The organism is Pyrodictium occultum (assembly GCF_001462395.1).
Taxonomy (GTDB): Archaea; Thermoproteota; Thermoprotei_A; order Sulfolobales; family Pyrodictiaceae; genus Pyrodictium; species Pyrodictium occultum.
Genome location: NZ_LNTB01000001.1, coordinates 474,063 through 494,556, shown reverse-complemented (window position 1 = coordinate 494,556; position 20,494 = coordinate 474,063). Strand labels below are relative to the sequence as shown.

18 protein-coding genes, 1 tRNA gene and 2 rRNA genes are annotated in these 20,494 nt (G+C 66.0%); 19 read left to right on the top strand and 2 right to left on the bottom strand.

The features are described from left to right. The first annotated feature begins 640 nt into the window (after window positions 1-640). From CF15_RS02735 to CF15_RS02725, 3 genes are all read left to right on the top strand, one after another. Window positions 641-2,138 (top strand): 16S ribosomal RNA (locus CF15_RS02735). 139 nt (window positions 2,139-2,277) lie between these two features. After that, window positions 2,278-5,388: ribosomal RNA gene (locus tag CF15_RS02730) — 23S ribosomal RNA — on the top strand. The 16S and 23S rRNA genes sit together here, the layout of an rRNA operon. A 286-nt stretch (window positions 5,389-5,674) precedes the next feature. Next, window positions 5,675-5,989: a nucleoside triphosphate pyrophosphohydrolase family protein gene (locus tag CF15_RS02725; protein WP_058370423.1), complete on the top strand. Its 315-nt coding sequence runs from the start codon at window positions 5,675-5,677 to the stop codon at window positions 5,987-5,989. Here CF15_RS02725 and CF15_RS02720 read toward each other — a convergent pair. Continuing rightward, window positions 5,986-6,387 (bottom strand): CBS domain-containing protein, encoded by a 402-nt coding sequence (locus tag CF15_RS02720; protein WP_058370422.1) that lies wholly within the window; start codon window positions 6,385-6,387, stop codon window positions 5,986-5,988. The genes CF15_RS02725 and CF15_RS02720 overlap by 4 nt on opposite strands. A 69-nt stretch (window positions 6,388-6,456) precedes the next feature. On the opposite strand from CF15_RS02720, the gene CF15_RS02715 reads away from it, so the two are divergent. The 3 genes from CF15_RS02715 (at window position 6,457) to CF15_RS02705 (ending at window position 9,919) form a co-directional block, all read left to right on the top strand. Then, a complete protein-coding gene (locus tag CF15_RS02715) occupies window positions 6,457-8,430 on the top strand; it encodes an aldehyde ferredoxin oxidoreductase N-terminal domain-containing protein (protein ID WP_058370421.1) in 1,974 nt (657 codons plus the stop codon). 66 nt (window positions 8,431-8,496) lie between these two features. Then, a complete protein-coding gene (locus CF15_RS02710; RefSeq protein WP_058370420.1) occupies window positions 8,497-9,264 on the top strand; it encodes a sulfite exporter TauE/SafE family protein in 768 nt (255 codons plus the stop codon). Window positions 9,265-9,283: 19 nt separating this feature from the next. Further along, window positions 9,284-9,919 (top strand): hypothetical protein, encoded by a 636-nt coding sequence (locus CF15_RS02705; protein ID WP_058370419.1) that lies wholly within the window; start codon window positions 9,284-9,286, stop codon window positions 9,917-9,919. A gap of 128 nt (window positions 9,920-10,047) precedes the next feature. On the opposite strand, the gene CF15_RS02700 is transcribed toward CF15_RS02705, so the two are convergent. Then, a tRNA-Asp gene (locus tag CF15_RS02700) sits at window positions 10,048-10,125 on the bottom strand. Window positions 10,126-10,248: 123 nt separating this feature from the next. Between CF15_RS02700 and CF15_RS02695 the strand changes: the two genes are divergently transcribed. The 13 genes from CF15_RS02695 (at window position 10,249) to CF15_RS02635 (ending at window position 20,480) form a co-directional block, all read left to right on the top strand. Continuing rightward, window positions 10,249-10,656, top strand: a complete 408-nt coding sequence (locus CF15_RS02695; RefSeq protein WP_058370418.1) for a translation initiation factor IF-5A — start codon at window positions 10,249-10,251, stop codon at window positions 10,654-10,656. An 86-nt stretch (window positions 10,657-10,742) separates the two neighbouring features. After that, window positions 10,743-11,795 carry a hypothetical protein gene (locus CF15_RS02690; protein ID WP_058370417.1) on the top strand — a complete coding sequence of 351 codons (1,053 nt, stop codon included), beginning with the start codon at window positions 10,743-10,745 and terminating at the stop codon, window positions 11,793-11,795. 58 nt (window positions 11,796-11,853) lie between these two features. After that, entirely contained in the window at window positions 11,854-13,203 is a 1,350-nt protein-coding gene (locus CF15_RS02685; protein WP_058370416.1) for a signal recognition particle protein Srp54, read from the top strand. Then, window positions 13,166-13,678: an RNA methyltransferase gene (locus tag CF15_RS02680; RefSeq protein WP_058370415.1), complete on the top strand. Its 513-nt coding sequence runs from the start codon at window positions 13,166-13,168 to the stop codon at window positions 13,676-13,678. Before CF15_RS02685 ends, CF15_RS02680 begins: the two co-directional genes overlap by 38 nt. Continuing rightward, the gene (locus CF15_RS02675; protein ID WP_058370414.1) at window positions 13,611-14,972 is read left to right on the top strand and encodes a tRNA pseudouridine(54/55) synthase Pus10; all 1,362 of its coding nucleotides are present in this window, start codon (window positions 13,611-13,613) and stop codon (window positions 14,970-14,972) included. The genes CF15_RS02680 and CF15_RS02675 overlap by 68 nt, the downstream gene beginning before the upstream one ends. Before the next feature lie 48 nt (window positions 14,973-15,020). Next, a complete protein-coding gene (locus CF15_RS02670; RefSeq protein WP_058370413.1) occupies window positions 15,021-15,353 on the top strand; it encodes a 50S ribosomal protein L21e in 333 nt (110 codons plus the stop codon). 135 nt (window positions 15,354-15,488) lie between these two features. After that, the gene (locus tag CF15_RS02665; protein WP_168371225.1) at window positions 15,489-15,833 is read left to right on the top strand and encodes a hypothetical protein; all 345 of its coding nucleotides are present in this window, start codon (window positions 15,489-15,491) and stop codon (window positions 15,831-15,833) included. A 191-nt stretch (window positions 15,834-16,024) separates the two neighbouring features. Further along, a complete protein-coding gene (locus CF15_RS02660) occupies window positions 16,025-16,738 on the top strand; it encodes a DUF655 domain-containing protein (protein WP_058370411.1) in 714 nt (237 codons plus the stop codon). Beyond that, window positions 16,722-17,480 (top strand): 16S rRNA (adenine(1518)-N(6)/adenine(1519)-N(6))-dimethyltransferase RsmA, encoded by a 759-nt coding sequence (gene rsmA, locus CF15_RS02655; protein ID WP_058370410.1) that lies wholly within the window; start codon window positions 16,722-16,724, stop codon window positions 17,478-17,480. The genes CF15_RS02660 and rsmA overlap by 17 nt, the downstream gene beginning before the upstream one ends. Window positions 17,481-17,496: 16 nt before the next feature. Next, on the top strand, window positions 17,497-18,138 hold the full coding sequence (locus CF15_RS02650) for a class I SAM-dependent methyltransferase (protein ID WP_058370409.1): 642 nt from the start codon (window positions 17,497-17,499) through the stop codon (window positions 18,136-18,138). Continuing rightward, entirely contained in the window at window positions 18,117-18,908 is a 792-nt protein-coding gene (locus CF15_RS02645) for an RNA methyltransferase (protein ID WP_070807808.1), read from the top strand. The genes CF15_RS02650 and CF15_RS02645 overlap by 22 nt, the downstream gene beginning before the upstream one ends. Next, window positions 18,835-19,881: a THUMP domain-containing class I SAM-dependent RNA methyltransferase gene (locus CF15_RS02640; RefSeq protein WP_058370408.1), complete on the top strand. Its 1,047-nt coding sequence runs from the start codon at window positions 18,835-18,837 to the stop codon at window positions 19,879-19,881. The genes CF15_RS02645 and CF15_RS02640 overlap by 74 nt, the downstream gene beginning before the upstream one ends. 56 nt (window positions 19,882-19,937) lie before the next feature. Continuing rightward, window positions 19,938-20,480: a 50S ribosomal protein L16 gene (locus CF15_RS02635; RefSeq protein WP_058370407.1), complete on the top strand. Its 543-nt coding sequence runs from the start codon at window positions 19,938-19,940 to the stop codon at window positions 20,478-20,480. Window positions 20,481-20,494 lie beyond the last annotated feature (14 nt).

The window sequence follows — 20,494 nt, the reverse complement described above, 5'->3', positions numbered from 1 at the left end:
CCGGCGGGATGGGCGGGCTAGCCTCCAGCCGGGGGCACAGCACCACCGCTCTCCGCACGCTCCCACAGCCGCCGGCGCCCCCTAGCTCTCCCCGCCCGGCCTCCATGGGTTCTATGGAGCTAGTCTCCATTTTCCACCGGGCTCCCACCGCATTACCGGGTAGTGTCCCACATACTTAGGTTCAGGTGCAGCACTACCTGTGCAGCCGGTCACGCTGCAGGGCGGCTGCAGCCATGTCTTGTAGACGCCGGGTCTTCACACTGGGTGTGACGGGGCCTGGGCCAATACGGGGGCGGCTGGCATACACGGTATTGAAAGAATGGTGGTAACACCCAGGCTTACCTGAAAACAGTAGCTCTGATAGAGTAGAGAGACACGACCACGAAATACTTATATCCTTCCCTCGGCCGCTAGCCCTCAAACACGGCGAGCCCCGCTGGGAGGGAACCCCGGCGGGGCCGCGGGACGATCACGCAGCAATAATGGGGGCCCAAGCAAACCCGGGGGCCGTACCCCTGGGACGCTTGGGCCCGACGGGGGCCCAGGCCCCGCCCGCCCACCGGGCCCGGGGCCAGACCCCGGGCCTCCGGGATAACGGGCGGCACGGGGTGGCCCGGCAACGGCCCGCCTTGCGGCCGTGACTCCGGTTGATCCTGCCGGGCCCGACCGCTATCGGGGTGGGACTAAGCCATGGGAGTCGTGCGCCCCCGGACGCGGGGGCGCGGCGGACGGCTGAGTAACACGTGGCCAACCTACCCTCGGGACGGGGATAACCCCGGGAAACTGGGGCTAATCCCCGATAGGCGAGGGGGCCTGGAACGGGTCCCTCGCCGAAAGGGCGCGCGGAGCCTCCCCGCGCGCCGCCCGAGGATGGGGCTGCGGCCCATCAGGTAGTTGGCGGGGTAACGGCCCGCCAAGCCGATAACGGGTAGGGGCCGTGAGAGCGGGAGCCCCCAGATGGGCACTGAGACAAGGGCCCAGGCCCTACGGGGCGCACCAGGCGCGAAACCTCCGCAATGCGGGCAACCGTGACGGGGTCACCCCGAGTGCCGCCGATAAGGCGGCTGTTCCCCGCTGTAGGAAGGCGGGGGAGTAAGCGGGGGGCAAGTCTGGTGTCAGCCGCCGCGGTAATACCAGCCCCGCGAGCGGTCGGGATGATTACTGGGCCTAAAGCGCCCGTAGCCGGCCCGGTAAGTCCCCCCCTAAAGCCCCGGGCTCAACCCGGGGAGTGGGGGGGATACTGCCGGGCTAGGGGGCGGGAGAGGCCGAGGGTACTCCCGGGGTAGGGGCGAAATCCGATAATCCCGGGAGGACCACCAGTGGCGAAGGCGCTCGGCTGGAACGCGCCCGACGGTGAGGGGCGAAAGCCGGGGGAGCAAACCGGATTAGATACCCGGGTAGTCCCGGCTGTAAACGATGCGGGCTAGGTGTTGGGCGGGCTTGGAGCCCGCCCAGTGCCGCAGGGAAGCCGTTAAGCCCGCCGCCTGGGGAGTACGGCCGCAAGGCTGAAACTTAAAGGAATTGGCGGGGGAGCACCACAAGGGGTGGAGCCTGCGGCTTAATTGGAGTCAACGCCGGGAATCTTACCGGGGGCGACAGCAGGATGACGGCCAGGCTGACGACCTTGCCCGACACGCTGAGAGGAGGTGCATGGCCGTCGCCAGCTCGTGCCGTGAGGTGTCCGGTTAAGTCCGGCAACGAGCGAGACCCCCACCCCTAGTTGCTACCCCGGGGGCCACCCCGGGGGCACACTAGGGGGACTGCCGCCGTCCAAGGCGGAGGAAGGAGGGGGCCACGGCAGGTCAGCATGCCCCGAATCCCCCGGGCTGCACGCGGGCTACAATGGCGGGGACAGCGGGATCCGACCCCGAAAGGGGGAGGCAATCCCTTAAACCCCGCCGCAGTTGGGATCGAGGGCTGCAACTCGCCCTCGTGAACGCGGAATCCCTAGTAACCGCGCGTTAGCATCGCGCGGTGAATACGTCCCTGCTCCTTGCACACACCGCCCGTCGCTCCACCCGAGCGGGGGAGGGGTGAGGCCCCGTCCCTCGCCAGGGCGGGGTCGAACCTCTCCCCCGCGAGGGGGGAGAAGTCGTAACAAGGTAGCCGTAGGGGAACCTGCGGCTGGATCACCTCCTGTGGCTGCAGGGGGCCGAACGGGCCACCCCGGGAACCCCCGTTATCCCGGGGCTCGGGGGCCCATACGGGCCCGGTGGGCGGCGCGCAGGGCCCGGGAGGGCCCGGCCAAACCGGGCCCTGGACCCCGCCCTGGGCGGGCTCCCACGGCACGGACGCCGCCCGGTGGATGGCTCGGCTCGGGCGCCGACGAAGGGCGCGGCAAGCGGCGATATGCCCGGGGTAGGCGCAGGCAGCCGTTGAACCCGGGATCCCCGAATGGGGCCTCCCGCCACGGGCGAATAGCCCGTGGCGCTCGGGAAACCGCGGGTTCTCCGCGGGAGTACCGAGCGGGAACCCCCCGAACGGAAACATCTTAGTAGGGGGAGGAAAAGAAACCAACAGGGATCCCCTGAGTAGGGGCGACCGAAAGGGGGAGAGCCCAAACCAATCCTCCGCGGGATAACCGCGGAGGGATGAGGGGTTGTTGGCTCGGCGGCTGGGGCCCCGAGCCCCAGCGGGCCGACCCCGGGTAGCCGAAGTGGGCTGGAAAGCCCCGCCGTAGAGGGTGACAGCCCCGTAGGCTAAACCCGGGGGGGCCCGCGCCGCCGAGCAGAGTACCACGGCTTGGTTCTGCCGTGGGAAGCTGGGAGTCACCGACTTCCAAGGCTAAATACGTCCCGAGACCGATAGCGAACTAGTACCGTGAGGGAACGCTGAAAAGCACCCCGGAAGGGGGGTGAAAAGAGCCTGAAACCGGGCGGCTAAGCACGGGGCGGCCCGAAAGGGATGAGGCCCCTCGAAGGAAACCGGCGCGAGCCGGGAGTACGAGAGGGGCGGACCAGGGTCGCCCCGTCCGTCTTGAAACACGGGCCGGGGAGTTCACGGCCGTGGCGAGCCTAAGGGGTTCACCCCCGAAGGCGTAGGGAAACCGACGAGCCCGCAGCCGGGGGCTTCCCCCGGCGAGGGGCGGGGTCCGTAAGGGCCCGGAGTCACGGCCGTGAGACCAGAAACCGGGCGATCTAGGCGGGGGCAGGGTGAAGCCGGGCGAAAGCCCGGTGGAGGCCCGAAGGGGTTCTGACGTGCAATTCGTTCCCCTGACCCCCGTCTAGGGGTGAAAGGCCAATCTAGCCCGGTGATAGCTGGTTCCCGCCGAAGTGCCTCGCAGGGCAGCCCCGCCGGAGGCCGGGCCGCGGGGTAGAGCACTGATTGGGGGTGCAGGGGGCGTGACAGCCCCCGGCCCCCTATCAAACTCCGAACCCGCGGCCGCCGTAGATGGCGGGAGTGGGGCTCCCCGGGGTAAGCCCGGGGGCCGAGAGGGGAACAACCCAGACCGGGGTTAAGGCCCCCAAGGGCCGGCTAAGTGCCAACGAAAGGGCGTCCTCGGCCTCAGACAGCGGGGAGGTGGGCCTAACAGCAGCCATCCTCTAAGGAGTGCGTAACAGCTCACCCGCCGAGGCCGAGGGCCCCGAAGATATGTCGGGGCTTAAGCCGGCCGCCGAGACCCCGGGGGCGGCCCGCTATGCGGGCCGCATCCGGTAGGCGGGCGCCGGGGCGGCGCAGAAGGCGGGCCGTGAGGTCCGCTGGAGCCGCCCCGGGTGCGGATCCCGGCGGTAGTAACAGCGAAGAGGGGTGAGAATCCCCTCCGCCGGAAAGGGCCAGGGTTCCTCGGCAACGGTCGTCGGCCGAGGGTGAGCCGGCCCTAACCCGGGCCGTAACACGGACCCGGGGAAAGGGAAACGGGTCAATATTCCCGTGCCGCGGGGGTAGGTGCGGCAACGCAAGCCCCGCCTCCGACGCCTCCGGGTAGGCGGACCGGGGGCGGCCGAAGGGCCGCGACCCGGCTAACCGCTGAAGGCCGGGGAGAGCCGTCATGGCGAGAACCGGCCGAAGGCGGGAATGGGGGCCCGTTAGGGCCCTTCCGCCGATCCCGGGGGCCCTTGAAAAGGGGGCGGGGAGCGATCCCCCGCGCCCGTACCGAGAACCGACACAGGTGCCCCTGGGTGAGAAGCCCCAGGCGTCTGGGGGTCAACCCGGGCCAGGGAACTCGGCAAATTGGCCCCGTAACTTCGGGAGAAGGGGTGCCCGCGGTCTGGAGGTAAACCCTCTGGACCGCGGGTCGCAGTGCCTAGGGGGGCCTGACTGTTTAATAAAAACATAGGTCCCCGCAAGCCCGAAAGGGTGTGTACGGGGGCCGAATCCTGGCCACTGGCGGTCCGTGAAACCGGGGTTCAACCCGGCGAAGCGCCGCTGAAGGCCGGGAGTAACTCTGACTCTCTTAAGGTAGCCAAATGCCTTGCCGGGTAAGTTCCGGCGCGCATGAATGGATCAACGAGGTCCCCACTGTCCTGGCCCGGGGCCCCGTGAACCCACGGAGCCGGTGCACAGGCCGGCATCCCCCCGCAGGGCGAGAAGACCCCGTGGAGCTTTACCGCAGCCTGGGGTTGCCCTTCGGGCCTGGGTGCGTAGCGTAGGTGGGAGCCGATGAGCCACCCTCTCCGGGGGGTGGGGAGGCGCCAATGAAACACCACCCACCCAGGCCCGGGGGGCTTACCCCCGGCGGGAGCCGGGGGGACAGCCCCAGGTGGGCGGTTTGGCTGGGGCGGCACGCCCGCGAAAAGGTAACACGGGCGCCCAAAGGTCGGCTCAGGCGGGTCAGAGCTCCGCCGTAGAGTGCAAGGGCAAAAGCCGGCCTGACCGGACCCCGAACAGCAAGGGGTCCGGCCGGGAAACCGCGGCCTAGCGAACGCTCGTGCCCCCCTCGGTGGGGGCCGGGCATGACAGAAAAGTTACCCCGGGGATAACAGAGTCGTCGCGGGCGAGAGCTCACATCGACCCCGCGGTTTGCTACATCGATGTCGGCTCTTCCCATCCTGGGGGTGCAGCAGCCCCCAAGGGTGGGGCTGCCCGCCCATTAAAGGGGAACGTGAGCTGGGTTTAGACCGTCGTGAGACAGGTCGGACTCTACCCGCGGGGGGTGTGGGCCGCCTGAGGGGAAGGTGCCCCTAGTACGAGAGGAACGGGGCGCCGCGGCCTCTAGTGTACCGGTTGTCCGGCAGGGCAGCGCCGGGCAGCCACGCCGTAGGGGGTAACCGCTGAAAGCATCTAAGCGGGAACCCCTCCCCGAAAAGAGGCGGCCGCCCGGCCTCCTCTGGGGGCCGGGCCCGGGCTCCCGTAGAAGACGGGGTTGATGGGGCGGGGGTGTAAGCCCCGAGGGCCTTAGGGCCCGAGGGGTTGAGCCCGCCGCTCCCAATCGCCCGGACGCCGTGGGCTTCTCGCCCAGGGGCGGGCCACGCTGGTTGTAGGGCTGCGTGGCCCGCCAAGGGGTCCAGGGCCCGGGGCTAGGGGCTCTCTCCCCGGGCTCTGCGCGTGCGGGGCCTGGGCCCCCGGCTTTCCTGCTGCGTGGTCGTCTGGTTCTCCTCGCCTCCCTGTCTGTCCTCGGCTCTTCTGCCGTGTGCTTGTCGGCGTGTGTCTCCTCTCCGGGTGTGTTGGCTTCTCTACCTCCGGGGCCCTTCTCCGCCCTGGGGGCTGTGTGAGTGGGCGTTGAGGGGTGGCTGGGTTGGTTTGCTGGAAGCTTGTCCGGGATGGTGTTGCGCGGGAGCTTGAGGGGCGTAGTGATGTGGTGCTCTACCGGGTCTCCGGCAGCGTGTTGGAGGCACTGTTGAGGGCTAAGGTTGTGGAGGAGGCTTTGGAGTTTGCTGGGTCGGGCTCGCTGGAGGAGGCTGCTGACCTGCTGGAGGCGCTGCGGGAGTGGCTGCGCGTCCGGGGTGTGGGCTGGGAGGAGCTTGAGGGGGTTGCGGGGGAGAAGAGGAGGAGGCGTGGGGGGTTCTCCGGCGGGTTTGTGGCGATCTGGCCTGGCAGGGACGCCTGCTAGGGCCACTCCTCCCGGGCCATTATCTGGCGGAGTACCTGGCGTATGCTTATAACCCCTAGCACCCTGCCCTGGTCGTCGACTACTGGTATGTGGCGTACGTTGTGCTCTATCATCTTGTGGGCTATGAGTGGCAGGGGGTCGTCTGGGTGGGCTGTGACCGGGTTGGGTGTCATGGCGTCCTTGAGGGGCTTGTCCAGGTTCTCGCCGCGTGCTACTAGCCTGGTCAGGTCGCGCTCGGTGAATATTCCTAGGAGCCTCTTCTCCTCGTCGACGACGAGCACGCTCCCTACGTTGTGGTCGGCCATTATCTGTGCGGCTCTCCGGACGCTCGTCTCCGGGCCCGTGTAGATGGGGTGGATCTCCCTGACGAGGTCCCGCGCCCTCGTGGGTGCGGTCAAGACCTGTGGCTCCCGGGGCTACCATTTATGTGGTGAGCGTGTTATAGGGTCTCCGGGCGTGTGCCGGCCTTGAAGGGCCTGCGTCTACGCTTCCTCCACGTCGACGCCGGCTCCGGGCGCTACCGGGTTGAGGATGCGGCTGCCCCCGGCGTCCTCGGCCCCGTCGACTACGGTATCGAGGTCCACCTCAGGGCCGGGAGCCAGGAGCACCCGGTGTTCAGCGCCCGTAACCCCGTGGTCGCCGGCTGCGGGCCCCTCGCGGGCAGCAGGGTGTTCGGCTCCCGCCGGATGGTCTTCGTGTTCCGCAGCCCGGTCACCCGCGGGCTGCACGTGAGCGCGCTGGGCGGCGCCTGCTACCGGTTCATCCGCACCGGGGTCCACGGCCTGGTGGTGGAGGGCTGGAGCGAGGAGCCGGTTGCAGTGGTGGTCAGGGGCTCCAGCGGGGGGCTCGAGGGCGTCGAGGTCGTGGAGCTGGGCTGGGAGAGGCTCTGGAGCGTGTGGCGCGAGTACCGGGGGCTCAGGGGCACCTGGGCGCTCGCCGCCTACGCCCTGGACAGGCTCGCCCGGGGGCTCCCGTCCCCCGGCGTCCTCGTCGTGGGCCCGGCGGCCGCCCGCACCATCATGGCCGGGGTGTTCAGCTTCAACGTCGAGGCCGGGTCCCCGGGGAGGGTTGTGGACTCAGCCAGCAGGGGTGGCGGGGGCAGCGTCCTGCTCCAGGGCCACGGGGTCGCGGCGGTGGTCTATGGGGGCTCCTACGACCCCGCCTCCGAGAACCCCCGCCTCCGCGACGTGAGGCTGCTGGACCGGCTGAGCAGGGAGGCCACCGGCAAGAGCTTCATGGAGGCGGTGGAGGCTGCTACTGTGAAGTACCGGTACGACCCGAGGTTCGGGGCCGGCGGCACCTTCGGGGTGAACTACCCCCACTACAGGGAGCTCGTCCCCTTCTTCGGCTACAACAGTGTCTACCTGCCGGCGGGCGAGAGGAGGAGGCTCGCCGAGGAGGTGCTCAGGAGCCTCTGGGAGCCGGTGAAGAGGGAGGTGTTCCCGGAGGGTAAGGGGCCCCGGCCCTGGAGGACCTGCGGCGAGCCCTGCCCCGCGGCGTGTAAGAAGCTCTGGAGGGGCGTGAAGCTGGACTACGAGCCCTCCAACGCCCTCGGCCCCTTCTCCGGCGTGCTCCGCGCCGGGGACATGGCCGGCCTGGTGGAGCTCGCTGACGAGCTGGGGCTGGACGCCATAGAGGCGGGCCATATAGCCGCGTGGTTGATGGACCTCGTCCACCGCGGCATGCTGGATCCGGGGGAGGCGGGGCTCGAGGGGCGCCCGGTCTTCGACCCGGCTGGCTACAGCGTGGAGAGGGACAGCGGGGTCAACGCGGAGGCGGTCCGGAGGATCCTCGAGGGCCTGGTCGAGCACAGCACGCCGCTGCTGAAGGCCGTTGCCGAGAGGGGGCTGCGGGAGGCGGCGGCGTGGCTGGACCTCGTCTACCCCTGGAGGACTAGGATGTACCACGCCAGCCACCGGGACCCCGCGGTCTACTCCGCCTACGGCGAGCGGGGCTACATGACCCCCAACCTCTACTGGAGCCCGGGCGTGGTGGCGCCGGTGCCAGTGCCCGGCCGCTACTGGACAGTCTACAGCCCGAGCTTCGCCGACCCGGAGGAGCTGGCCGAGGCGGTGTACGAGAGGATGAAAGCCGAGTACCTGCTCGACAACGCGGGGCTCTGCAGGTTCCACCGCCGCTGGGCGGAGAGGCTCCTCGAGAGGATGTACAGGGAGCTACTGGGGGTGGACGTGGACCTCTCCAGCCACGCTGCCGAGACGCTGAGGAAGATAGCAGTGTACCAGCTCGAGGCCGGCGCCGAGCCCAGGCCCTGGGAGACCAGGAAGACCGTGGACATGGTGGCGGGTATAGCCTGGGAGGTCGGGAGCCGCGACTGGGCGGAGAGGCTCCTCAAGGACCCCTCAGCCGCCAGGGAGTGGTGGGAGCGGTTCCGCAGGAGGCTCTGGAGCATGATAGGCGTCGAGGAGCCCCGGGCCTCGTAGAAGGGGGCGCCGCCTCCTTTTTAGCAAGCGGCGTGGCCAGCCCGGCCTTCCTCGGGCTGCTGTGGAGTGAACCCAGCCGGGCCGCTGGCGGTTGGCTTCCTCGCCGGCTTCCTGGGGACACTGCTCGGCATAGGCGGCGGTGTGTTCATAGTCCCCCTCCTGGTCCTGGCCGGCGTCGACATCAAGCGCGCTGCGGCCGCGAGCCTCGTGGCGATACTCGGCACCAGCGCCGGGGGGCTCCGCCGCCTCCACCGGGAGGGCCTCGTAGACGTCTGGACTGCTGTCTTCCTCGAGTCGGCATCCACCACCGGGGCCTTCCTAGGCGCGGTGCTCGTCGGGAGGGTGGAGAGCAGGCTCCTGGTGGCGCTCTTCGGCATCCTCCTCATAGCCTCGGCCGCTGGCTTCGTGGTGGAGGAGGGGGTTGGCAGGCGTGGCGGCAGGCGCAGCCTCCGCGAGGTGCCGGGCTCGGGCCGGGCTGTGGGGTGGCTCGCCTCGTTCGCCGCCGGGATGGTCTCCGCCGTCCTGGGCATAGGCGGCGGCGTAATCAAGGTGCCGGTGCTGGTGCTCCTCCTCCGCTTCGACATGAAGGTTGCCGTGGCCACGAGCAAGATGATGGTTGGGCTCACTGCGCTCGCCGGTGTGCTAGGCCACGCCCTCGGGGGGAGGCTCGACGCGGGCCTTGCGCTCCCCCTGTTAGCCGGCACCTATACCGGCGCGACGCTTTCCTCCAGGGTCCTCCTCCGGGTAGGCTCCAGGGCGCTGCGCCGGCTGGCGCTGGCCTACTACCTTGCTATGGGAGCCTATATGCTGGCCCGGGGTCTGGGCCTGGCATAGCCCCGGGAGTGGCCTGGGGTTGGCGAGGCTCCACCCGGTGCTGAGGCTGCAGGACTACGAGAGGCTCCTACGCCGCCGCCGGCTGTGGGTCAGCGGCCCCGTGGTGCTGGAGGAGAAGCTGGACGGAGCCCTGCTGGTGGCCTACGAGGGCCGGATCTACACGGGTGCAGGCCGCCGAGCCCCCGGATGGATGGTGCGCGCGCTGGAGGAGACGGGCGCAGACCCCTGGGGCGCGGTCGGGCTCCTTCTCTACATAGAGCTCTACGGCCGCTGCTTGACCCCCGGGGGCTACCACCGCGGCGACCCGGAGTGCTACCGGGCGGCCCTCGTCGACGCAGCTAGGCCTCCGGCCTCGGCCGGGGTGTTGTGGGAGGCAGTGCTCCAGGCCAGGGTGCTTGAGCCCTGGGAGAGGCTCGCAGCCGCGGAGGAGGCGGGCATGGAGAGCCCGAGGGCGGTAGCCCTCTACGCCGAGAGGCCCCCGGAGCCCGGGGAGATGTTGCGGTGGCTGGACATGTTCCCGGGGAGGGAGGGCTACGTTATGAAGCTCTACGCCGTCCACGGCCACCGGCTGCCGCCGGAGCATGGGGCCAAGCTGCGGGGAGTCCTGGAGGTCAAGGTCAGGCAGGCTAACCGTGGGAGTCGGCTCCAAGCCTAGCGGGCGCCGGTACCCCTGGCTTAATGGCGGGGGGTCTCATTGCGGGCCATGACCGCGGACGGCTGCCTGGGGTTCAAGGGGCCGGGGGCCGTGTCCCTGGGCCGGTACGAGGATTTGGGTGATGGGGGTGGCGCCGCGGCCGGGATTTGAACCCGGGTCACGGGCTTGACAGGCCCGCATACTGGGCCGGGCTATACTACCGCGGCACCATGTAAGGCTGGGGCGACCTCCAGCCCTGTTAAATGTTTTGTCATCCAGTGGCTCCTTCCAGGGGCTAAGCTCTAAAATATGGCAGGTCCTCTTGGCGCTTCCCCCTGGGGTGCTGGACCGTGAGCGTCACCTACGCGACTCTGGGCGAGCTACGTGTCGGCAGCTACATTGTGATCGATGGAGAGCCCTGCAGGATTGTTGAGATGAGCAAGGCTAAGACCGGTAAGCATGGCAGCGCTAAGGCCCACGTGGTTGCTGTGTGCCTCTTCTCGGGGAACAAGAAGACCCTTACAGCCCCGGTCGATGCCAGGGTTGAGGTGCCCATCATCGATAAGAGGATTGGCCAGGTAATAGCCGATATGGGTGACATGGTTCAGATCATGGACATGGAGACCTATGAGACGTTCGAGGTCGAGAAGCCCAAGGACGAGGAGCTGCGGTCCAAGCTGCAGCCGGGCGCTGAGGTGGAGTACTGGGTGGTCATGGGCAGGTACATTATAAACCGGGTTAGGGGCGCCCCCAAGTAGCCCCTGCTCTATACTCGACCCGAGTATTTTCTAACGCAAGGCTTACACCTCCCGGCCGTCCGGCGCCTCAACCCCCCACTGGGTGCATGGAGCTGCGAGGGGCCTGGCGGCGCGCCCGGCTATGGAGCATAAGGCTGGGCGTTGTCATCTCCATGGTATACGCTGTCCTGGGCTTCGTGGCTGCTCCTCTGGGCGACTTCCATGCCCACTTCTCGCTGATGGCTCCCAGCATAGTCGTGTTCACGTCCAGCATGGCCTACGCCTATGCCGTGCCTGCTCTCAGCCGTCTGGGCAGCGCTGCCGAGGCCGCGGGCATCCCTGCTGTGGCCCTGCTAGCCCTCTACCCGGCCGCCCTCTACCTGGGCTACGGGTTCTCCTGGCTCCTCTACTCGGCCGGCGCTCTCCTCCTGGCTACACTGTCCGCGGCCGGCGTGGCGGCTATGCGCAGCAGCCTCCTGAAGGCTAGCTATCTCCACATAGCTCTGAGCTATGCGGTCTCGGCTGTCCTGGTGCCGTTGGCCCTCGGGAGGCTCGGCGCCGGCGCAGCGGGCATGGCCGCTGTCTACGGCTTGCTGCTGCCGATGGTTTATGCCGTATCATACCAGTCGTTCTCAATGACTTGTGGGGTTAAGCCAGTGCTGTGGCTTCTCCCGGTAAGCACGGGCCTCTCCCTGGCCGCCGGTGCCCTGCTGCTCACGGGCCCGGCCGGGCTGTCATCGCTGCTCGCCGCCCTCTCCACGGTACTATACGCCCTGGGTGCCCGCATCTACCGGGCCGGCCGCTGCGCCCGCAGCGGGAGCCTTGCCCACAGCTACTTCGCGGCCGGCTACGTGGGCGTGCTGGCTAGCCTTATCCCTGTCATCTACGCTGCCCTCGCCGGCGGGGACGTGTACACGATGCACATGGTGGCTATAGCCTTTATAGGCATGCATATAGCCGTGCACGCCCCCATGATGGTTCCGGCGGCGGCGGCGGGCATCCCCAACGCCAGGCGTTACAGCATAGCACCCTTCCTGGTAGGCCTCTCGGCCGCCGCTGCCTGGAAGGCGTGCTGCCTCTGCAGCTCAGTATTCCTCATATACTGGCTCGCCCTGGTACTGCTCGTTGCAGCCGCCCTGAGGCGCGCCAGGCAATATTAGACGGCCCGGGGGGCTGCTCTCCTCTACCCAGGGGGACCTGCGGCAGGGTGCATAGAGGGTGCCGGGCCTCGAGGACCTCCGGAGGGCAGTGGGGAAGCTGCTGAAGCGTAGTGGGCCCTACGAGGCCCTGGTAAAGGAGTATGTGAGGGACGTGCAGCGCGCCCTCATACCCGCCGATGTCAATGTGCGTCTCGTGTTCGAGCTAACTAGGAGGATACGGGAGCGGGCTCTGCAGGAGAGGCCGCCGCCCGGGGTGAGTAGGAGGGAGTGGCTGGTCAAGATAACCTACGAGGAGCTGGTAAAGCTTTTCGGCGGGGACGGGGAGCCGGAGGTTAAGCCCCGGTACACCCCCTACGTGATAATGATGGTTGGTGTTCAGGGGAGCGGCAAGACGACTACCGTCGGCAAGCTGGCCAAGTTCTACCGGTCAATGGGCTACCGGGTTGGCGTGGTCGCAGCCGACACGTACCGGCCGGGCGCCTACGAGCAGCTCAGGCAGCTCGCCGACCGAGTGGGGGCCATGTTCTACGGTGAGCCGGGCTCCAAGGATGCTGTGGGTATAGCTAGGAGGGGGGTGGAGGAGCTCCGGAAAAGAGGGGCTGAGATAATAATAGTTGATACGGCCGGCCGCCATGGCTATGGGGAGGAGGAGGCCCTGCTAGAGGAGATGAAGAACATAGCCGAGGCTATAAACCCGGACGAGGTAATGCTGGTCATAGATGCGGCTATGGGGCAGAAGAGCTACGACCTGGCTAAGAGGTTCCACGAGGCGACCCCGATAGGCAGCATAATAGTGACGAAGATGGATGGAACCGCTAAGGGCGGCGGTGCGCTGTCCGCGGTGGCTGCTACGGGCGCTAGAATAAAGTTCATCGGCACCGGCGAGGACGTAGACGAGCTTGAGGTGTTCAGGCCGAAGAGGTTCGTTGCAAGAATCCTCGGGATGGGTGACCTGGAGTCTCTGCTGGAGAAGATAGAGAGGCTCCAGAGCGTCGGTGAGTTCGAGAAGACTATGGAGGAGATGATGGCAGGGAAGATAACGTTCCGCACAATCTACAAGCAGTTGCATCAGATGAAAAAGCTTGGGCCTTTCAGGAAGGTGCTCCAGATGCTACCAGGCTTCTCGGCTATGCTCGACTCCTTCGACGAGGCCGCTAGGGTGAGCGAGGAGAAGATGAAGAAGTGGATAAGTATAATGGACTCTATGACCTTCGAGGAGCTTGACAACCCGGAGCTGCTGGAGCAGAGGAGCAGGGTCCGGCGGCTAGCCATAGGGGCAGGCGTCGAGACCAGCGATGTTAGGGAGCTGTACAACTACTACAAGACGGTTAAGAGGATGATGAAGCAGCTGAGGAAGAGGAAGGATATACTTGAGAAGCTCTCCCGGCTCGGGAAGCTGCCGGGTTAGGGTCCTCTACCGCGACGAAGCCTCCCCCGGCAGCCTGCTCCGCGCCGGCATGGTTGCTGCGGCCGCCCTCCTGCTCTCCGGCGGCATCCGTAGATGGGTCTGTGTAGAGGCTGTTGTGTGGCTCGAGGCGGGGGAGTGGAGGCCGGTCACGGTAAGGATAGACGGGTCTAGAGTGCGCTGGCTGAGGGCGGACGAGCCCACACTGCTCGGCGTGCTCAGCTCGGCCCTTGAGCGGGGCTCCTGGCCGGGGATCGAGGCGAATCCCGGCGACGTGCTCGAGGAGGCCGGGGGCTGTGTGGAGGCCTGGGAGGTGCTTGAGGAGGGCCTCTGCAGCAGCTGCATTCTAGCTCGGGGCCGCGCCGGGTTTAAGCCCTGGTGGCTGCTAGCCGCGGCAATGGTAGCGTATGATGAGCGGTGCCTCGGAGGCTGCGGGCGGGGAGAGGAGGGAGCCGGGAGAGGCCTGGGCGCTGGTTGAGAAAGCCTACCGCCTGCTGAGGGAGTACCCTCTCTGCGACCACTGCCTCGGCAGGATGTTCGCCCTCCTGGGGAGGGGGTGGAGCAACGCTGAGCGAGGCCGGGCTCTGAAACGCCTCCTCGTGATGTCGCTCCACATGTCCCTCCGAGAGGGCCGTGAGGAGGCCAGAGAGGAGCTGGAGAGGCTAGCACCCAGTATAGGCGGTATAGCGGAGGGGCTCTACCGCGAGGTATTCGGTAAGCCGCTGGAGGCTAGGCGCTGCTACATCTGCGGCTCCAGGCTCCCAGGCCTATTCGACGAGGCCGCGAGGAGGGCGGTCGAGCAGCTCTCCGGCATGGACGTCTCCAGCTTCCTTGTGGCAGCGCGCCTAGACCCGGGTCTGAGGGAGCGTGAGGACGAGCTGAAGAGGATGTTCGGCCTGGTGTACGCGGAGTCGATAGCATCGGAGGTGAAGAGGGAGGTTAGTAAGAGGATACAGAGGCTCACAAGCCTAGTCCCCGAGTTCGACAACCCTGACGTGGTTGTGGTAGTCGACATCCCCAGCGGGGATGTGGAGATACGAGTTATGCCTCTCCTACTGCGCGGCCGGTACTGGAAGACTGCCCGCCGCGTCTCACAGACAGCCTGGGTGACCAGGAGGGGCAAGCGCCGCTACCCGTTCAGTGTCGAGGACGCGCTGTTCATCTTGTCCGAGGCGGCAGACGTCGACGACGTCATCCTCCACGGCTCGGGCCGGGAGGATGCAGACGCGAGGATGCTCGGCCTAGGCCGCCCCTTCATAGTGGAGCTGAAGGCTGCCCGGCGCCGCAGCTTCTCCGCCGGCTTCCTGGGGGACTTGGTCAACCGCTACGCTGCTGGCCTGGTCGAGGTGAGGCTAGAGTCTAGGGCCCGCCGCAGAGACGTGGCTGAGATCAAGGGGGAGCACTCCAGGAGGGCTAAGATATACAAAGCCCTGGTGGTGGTTGCCAGGGAGGTCCGTGAGGAGGAGCTACGCGGCCTCGAGGAGTACTTCACCGGGGCCACGATAAGGCAGAGGACTCCCCGCCGGGTGAGGCACCGCCGCCCGGACGTGGTGAGGGAGAGGGCCGTCTTTTCCCTCCAGGCCCGGAGGCTGGCCCCGACAGTGTTCGAGGCTGTAATAGTGGCTGAGGGCGGCCTCTACATAAAGGAGCTTGTGAGCGGGGATGGCGGCGACACTACGCCGAGCTTCGCCGAGTACCTCGGCGCCGACGCCTACTGCGCGGAGCTGGACGTGCTGGGAGTGCTGGAGCAGCCTCCGGCCCGGGCACGCTAAGAGGATATAATACTCGCCCCCACAGCCGCGGGACCCGGGGCTGGAGCATTGAAGGCATCCAGGGGCTTCAGGCACCGCACCAGAAAGCTCCTCCGCAAGCACGTACGTGAGCGCGGCGCAGTACCTCCCCTAAGCCTACTGATGCACGAGTACAAACCGGGAGACAAGGTGTACATAATAATAAACCCCTCAGTGATGAAAGGTATGCCCCACCGCCGCTACCATGGTAAGGTCGCGACAGTTGTCGGGAGAAGGGGGAAGGCCTACATACTTCAGCTGAAGGTCGGCAGCAAGGTAAAGACGCTCATAGTGAGGCCCGAGCATATGCGCCCGGTGCCGCCGGAGGCGCTGACGCCTCCGAAGAAGAAGGAGGGGGTCTAGCCCCTCGGCCTGCAGTAGGCGAAGAGGCTCCAGGCTCTCCGCAGCCTCGAGGCCTCTTTCGCGGCCGGGGAGGCGAGACTGGTATCCCTTCGTGCCTCACTCTCAGTCGAGCACGCCCCTAGGGTGTCAGCCGTGGTGGAAATACTTAGTTCCAGGTACACGCCGATACCTGTAGCGAAAAAGATACTCGAATCCCTCGTCCCAGTGATGGGCGACAACCCTATAGTTATGAGGACCTACGAGTATGTGGGTAAGTTCGCGAAGTGCGGGCCAGACGAGGCCGAGGAGGCTATGAAGAAGCTTAGAGAGATAGGGTTTAGTGAGTTTGCTGCCTCGATCCTCGTGAACATCCTGCCGGAGACTGTGGAGGAGGCTAAAGCTATACTGGGCGATATAGACGGCGGCTATGATGCATCAGACGTGGAGAAGGCCCTGGAGATACTATCCGAGGCGTGCCGGCGCGCGGCTCGGCAGGAATAAGCACGTCCGGTGTCCAGGTCCCCTACGACTGTTCCTCCCAGCGGTGCGGAGGCCGCGTGGGCGCAGTACCTCTTTTGTCCTTTGTCTCGCCTTCTTCCCTCTTCTCCCTAGAGGATGGCGGCGATCCGCCCCGTTTAAATCCCTTCGGGACGGCGTAGTGTATGGGGCTATGCGTTTGAGAGGGAGCTGGAATGCAGCAGCGCAGGCCGAGGCAGCGCCGGAGAGGCGGCAGGCCGCATGAAGAGTACGCCTATGTGCTAGACTACATGCCGATGGGCAACCCTACTGATAGGCATCCATGGCATAAGAACAAGCCGGTGGTACAGCTGATCGGCGAGGACTACTTCATACTCATGGAGGCTTCTCCGAGGCATGGAGTCCAGCTCGAGGTTGGCGAGCGTGTCTATGTAGGCCCTGTTGCAGAGGTGCGTGATAAGATATACCGTGTGGAGGCAGACATAGAGTATGAAGACTTGACGGGGTTCGCGAAGGAGATGTTGCCAAGCATTGTTGAGGAGATAGTGAGGAAGAAAGAGCCCGTGTTCGTCGAGTTCTTCAACATAGCGGGGCCTATAACCCTAAGGTTTCACAGTCTTGAGCTACTGCCGGGCGTAGGGAAGAAGACTGTTATGAAGATTATAGAGTCTAGGGAGAAGGAGCGCTTCAAGAGCTATGAGGATATAAGGAGTAGGATCCACATAGACCCGGTTAAGGTTATCGCGGCGCGTATAGTTGAGGAGCTTAAGGGGGGACAGAAGTACTACCTCTTCGTGAGGCCCCCCAGGCGGGAGAGGGAGCAGCCCGTGAAGCCACTTTACCTGAACTACCTGGAAACTATATACGCGAAGCTGAGCCGCGGACCCACTGGCCAGGGGGAATCAGGAAGCAGTGGAGCCCAGCCCTAGGGCCTCCAGGAGGCTTGGCCAGAACTTTCTCAGGGCACGCTGGGTTGCCAGGGAGTTCGCCCGCTGGGCGTGCGGCTTCACCCGCCTCCTAGAGATTGGCGTGGGCCAGGGCTTCCTAACTTCCGAGATCCTCAGGCGCTGCAGGCCCAGCCTCCTGGTGGGTATAGAGCTCGACCGGAGGCTCATGGAGTGGCTGGGGAGCCTATCCTTCTTCCACCCGGTGTTTGCCCCGGTCCAGGCTGATGCCCTAAGCCCCCCGGTCGTGTTGGAGCGGTTTGACGCTGTCTACGGGAGCATACCCTACAGTATAACGGGGCCCCTCCTCTCGCTCCTCTCAGTGGAGGCGCAGAAGCCGGCTATGCTTCTTCTCCAGAGGGAGGTTGTCGACCGGATAGCGGCTAGACCCGCCGCCAGCAGCTACGGGAGGATAACCGTGCTAGTCCAGCTAGTTTACCGCGTCAAGCCGGGCCCCGTGGTGCCTCCCTCAGCGTTCCGGCCAAGGCCCAGGGTGTACTCGAGGATAGTAGTGCTCGAGCCGAGGGAGGACCGGCCGGGGAGGGAGGAGCTGCGCCGCGTGGAGGAGCTTACACGCTGCATGTTCTCTGGGAGGAACAGGAAGGCCGCCAAGCAGGCCTCCAGGTGCCTCGGCCTTAGCCGTGACGAGGCTGAGAAGCTCCTAGGGGGGCGTAGAGTCTACGAGCTATCCCCTAGCGATTTCTACCAGCTGGCAGTGATGGCGTAGAGGGTCCCGGGGCGCCTTGGAGGAGCTGGGCTATAGCTGTGAAGCCGGCTGCCATAAGCGTGTCTACCTTGATGGTGACCGTGGCGTCTGCGTCTGCCCCCGGGTCTACGAGCCTGCGGAGGATACATGGCTCGCGCTTGAGGCCATTCGGGAGATAGAGGCTGGAGGCCCCGCCCCGCTCTGCGTCGATGTGGGCTCGGGCACTGGCGTGCTCGGGCTCGAGTGCGCCAGCCGGGGCAGCTACACCGTCATGATAGACTTGAGCCCCTGCGCGGCCCGCTGCAGCCTCCTCAACGCCCGCGGCTCCGGGCTCGACGCGCTGGTTGACGTAGTCCAGTGCGACAATGCCTCATGCCTCCGCTGCCCCGACGCCGGCGCTTATATCATGTACAACACGCCCTACCTGCCCGTAGAGGATAAGGGTATAGAGGCTCTGGCCTGGAGCGGGGGTATAGGCGAGGCTGAGAGGCTCGCGGCTCTAGTGGCCGGCTGCCCAGGCTACCGGTGCGTGGTGCTCGTTTACTCCTCTCTCAGTGGAAGCAATGAGAGGCTGCTAGACGCGCTCAGCAAGGCAGGTGTAGCGTTGAAGAAGGGGAGCCTCCACCTCTTCTTCGAGGACATAGTGGTGGTGTATGGTTGCCGGGAGCCGCGAAGGTGAGGCTCGTACTCGTCGGCACCGAGGGGGAGGTGAACCTGGGGCTCATAGCCAGGCTAGCCGCCAACTTCGGGGTGGACGAGTTCTACCTGGTCTCGCCGAGAGTCAGCCCGGGCAGCGAGGAGGCGAGGCGCTTCGCAGCCCACGGCGCCTATATGCTCGATCGCGCCAGAGTGCTAGATAGCCTGGACGAAGCGCTGAAGGGTGTCGATGTAGCCGCATGCACCAGTGCGAAGACGGGGCAGCGCAGCGACGTGCTCCGCCACGCCGTCGCTGCCAGGGAGTTCGCCGAGAGGCTGGCGCCGCGCTACAGGAGCCTGGCCGTGGTGTTCGGCAGGGAGAGCGTCGGGCTCACCAGGGAGGAGCTGTCGAAGTGCCATGTCCTGGTCCATGTGCCGGCTAACCCGGAGTACCCGGTGCTCAACCTCAGCCATGCAGTGGCGATAGTGCTCTACGAGCTGTGGATCTCCCTCAGCGGCCGCCGCGAGCTGCATGAAAGGGCTGATGCGGCGAGCCTGGAGAGGGTCTACAGGCTGCTCCGCAGCGTGGCGGAGGCCCTTGTCAGCAGGGAGAGGCTTGAGGCGGTGGAGGCGGCTCTCCGCCACGTGCTGTGGCGCTCGGGGCTCACGGGTGGCGAGGCGTCAGCATTATACCTGCTAGCTAAGAGGCTCCGCCGCCTAGTGGAGGAGTGCAGAGGCGGTGGCGCCCAGGACGCTGATACTTACGACAAACCCGGGGATAGAGGACATAGTGGCGGAGGAGGCGACGGCTAGGCTCGGGGCCAGGATCCTCGAGACCAGGACGGGTCACGGCCGTGTAATAGTATCCCTGGATGAGGACCAGCTATACCTAGTCAGCTACATGAAGTCGATACACCGGGCTAGGCTCCTTCTCTCCCGCAGCAGTATCTGCGGCGGCCACAGCTGCCTAGAGAAGGTCCGCGAGGCGGTTCTCGAGAGTGGAGTGGAGAAGTACATAACGCCCTACACGAGCTTCGCTGTGAGGGCTGAGCGCGTCGGGAAGCATAGCTTCTCCTCGCTAGACGTGGCCCGCGTGGCCGGGGACGCTGTTATAGAGGCTGTGAGCAGAGCCCATGGAGCCAGGCCCCCTGTGGATCTCGACTACCCTGCTGTAGTAGTAGCGGTGGATGTCATCCACGATGAGCTCTTCGTCTCTATAGAGCTTGGCGGCGAGCTGTCCTGGCACCGGAGGGGCTACAGGATATACGACCACCCGGCGGCGCTCAAGCCAACCCTCGCCTACGCTATGATAATTCTCTCGGGCATACGTGACGGAGAAACATTGATGGATCCCATGTGCGGCGGGGGCACGGTGGCGGTGGAGGCGGCAACCCTGCTGGAGAGCTCCAGGATAATCTGCATGGATAGGAGCCGCAGACACATAGGAGGTGCTAGGCTCAACGCCAGGGCCGCCATGGTGGAGAACCGTATACGCTTCATAGTGGGCGACGCCGCAAGGCTCTCAAGCTACGTGGACAGTGTCGATGTTATAGTGTCTAACCCTCCCTACGGGATACGCATGGGGAGCCCTAGGGAGGTGCGGCGTGTCTACCACAGCTTTCTCCGAGAGGCGGTTAAAGTGGTGCAGAAGAGTATAGTATTGATAACTACAGAGCATAAGACGGTGAGGCAGGTGTTGGAGAGGGAGGGCTGGTCCATAGCCCACGAGCGCCGCGTGGCCCACGGGAACCTCTATCCCTACATAATTGTCGCTAGGCCGGGGTAGCGGCGGAGAAGGCTTCATAAACAGCCACCTCCGGGTCTCTCCCTCGGGGCCCAGTCATGCCGCAGAAGCCCGCGCGCTGCTACACGAAGCGCAGGTCCAAGGCGTTCTCCGGGCCGGCGTATACGAGGAAGGAGTATATCCACGGTGTGCCGCCGCCGAAGATACAGAAGTTCACCATGGGTAACCCGCACGGCGACTATGACTACATAGTTGAGGTATACGTGGAGGAGCGCGGCCAGATACGCCACAATGCCCTCGAGGCAGCCCGTGTAATGGTTCACAAGTACCTGTCCACCACCATAGGTGACCAGAACTACCTCTTCCGCGTAAGGGTGTACCCCCACCACGTGCTCCGCGAGAACAAGATGATGGCCTTTGCGGGCGCGGACCGTCTGCAGGAGGGCATGAGGCAGGCCTTCGGCAAGCCCGTCGGCACCGCTGCAAGGGTATACCCCGGCCAGGCGGTGCTAGAGGTGCGGGTGAGCAAGAAGCATCTCGACCACGCTAAGGAGGCGCTGCGCCGTGGCGCCTCTAAGCTGCCACTGCCAACCCGTATACGCATAATACCCCTGAAGGAGGAGGTGGCCCCTGCGAGCTAGCGTCTTCCTCCCCA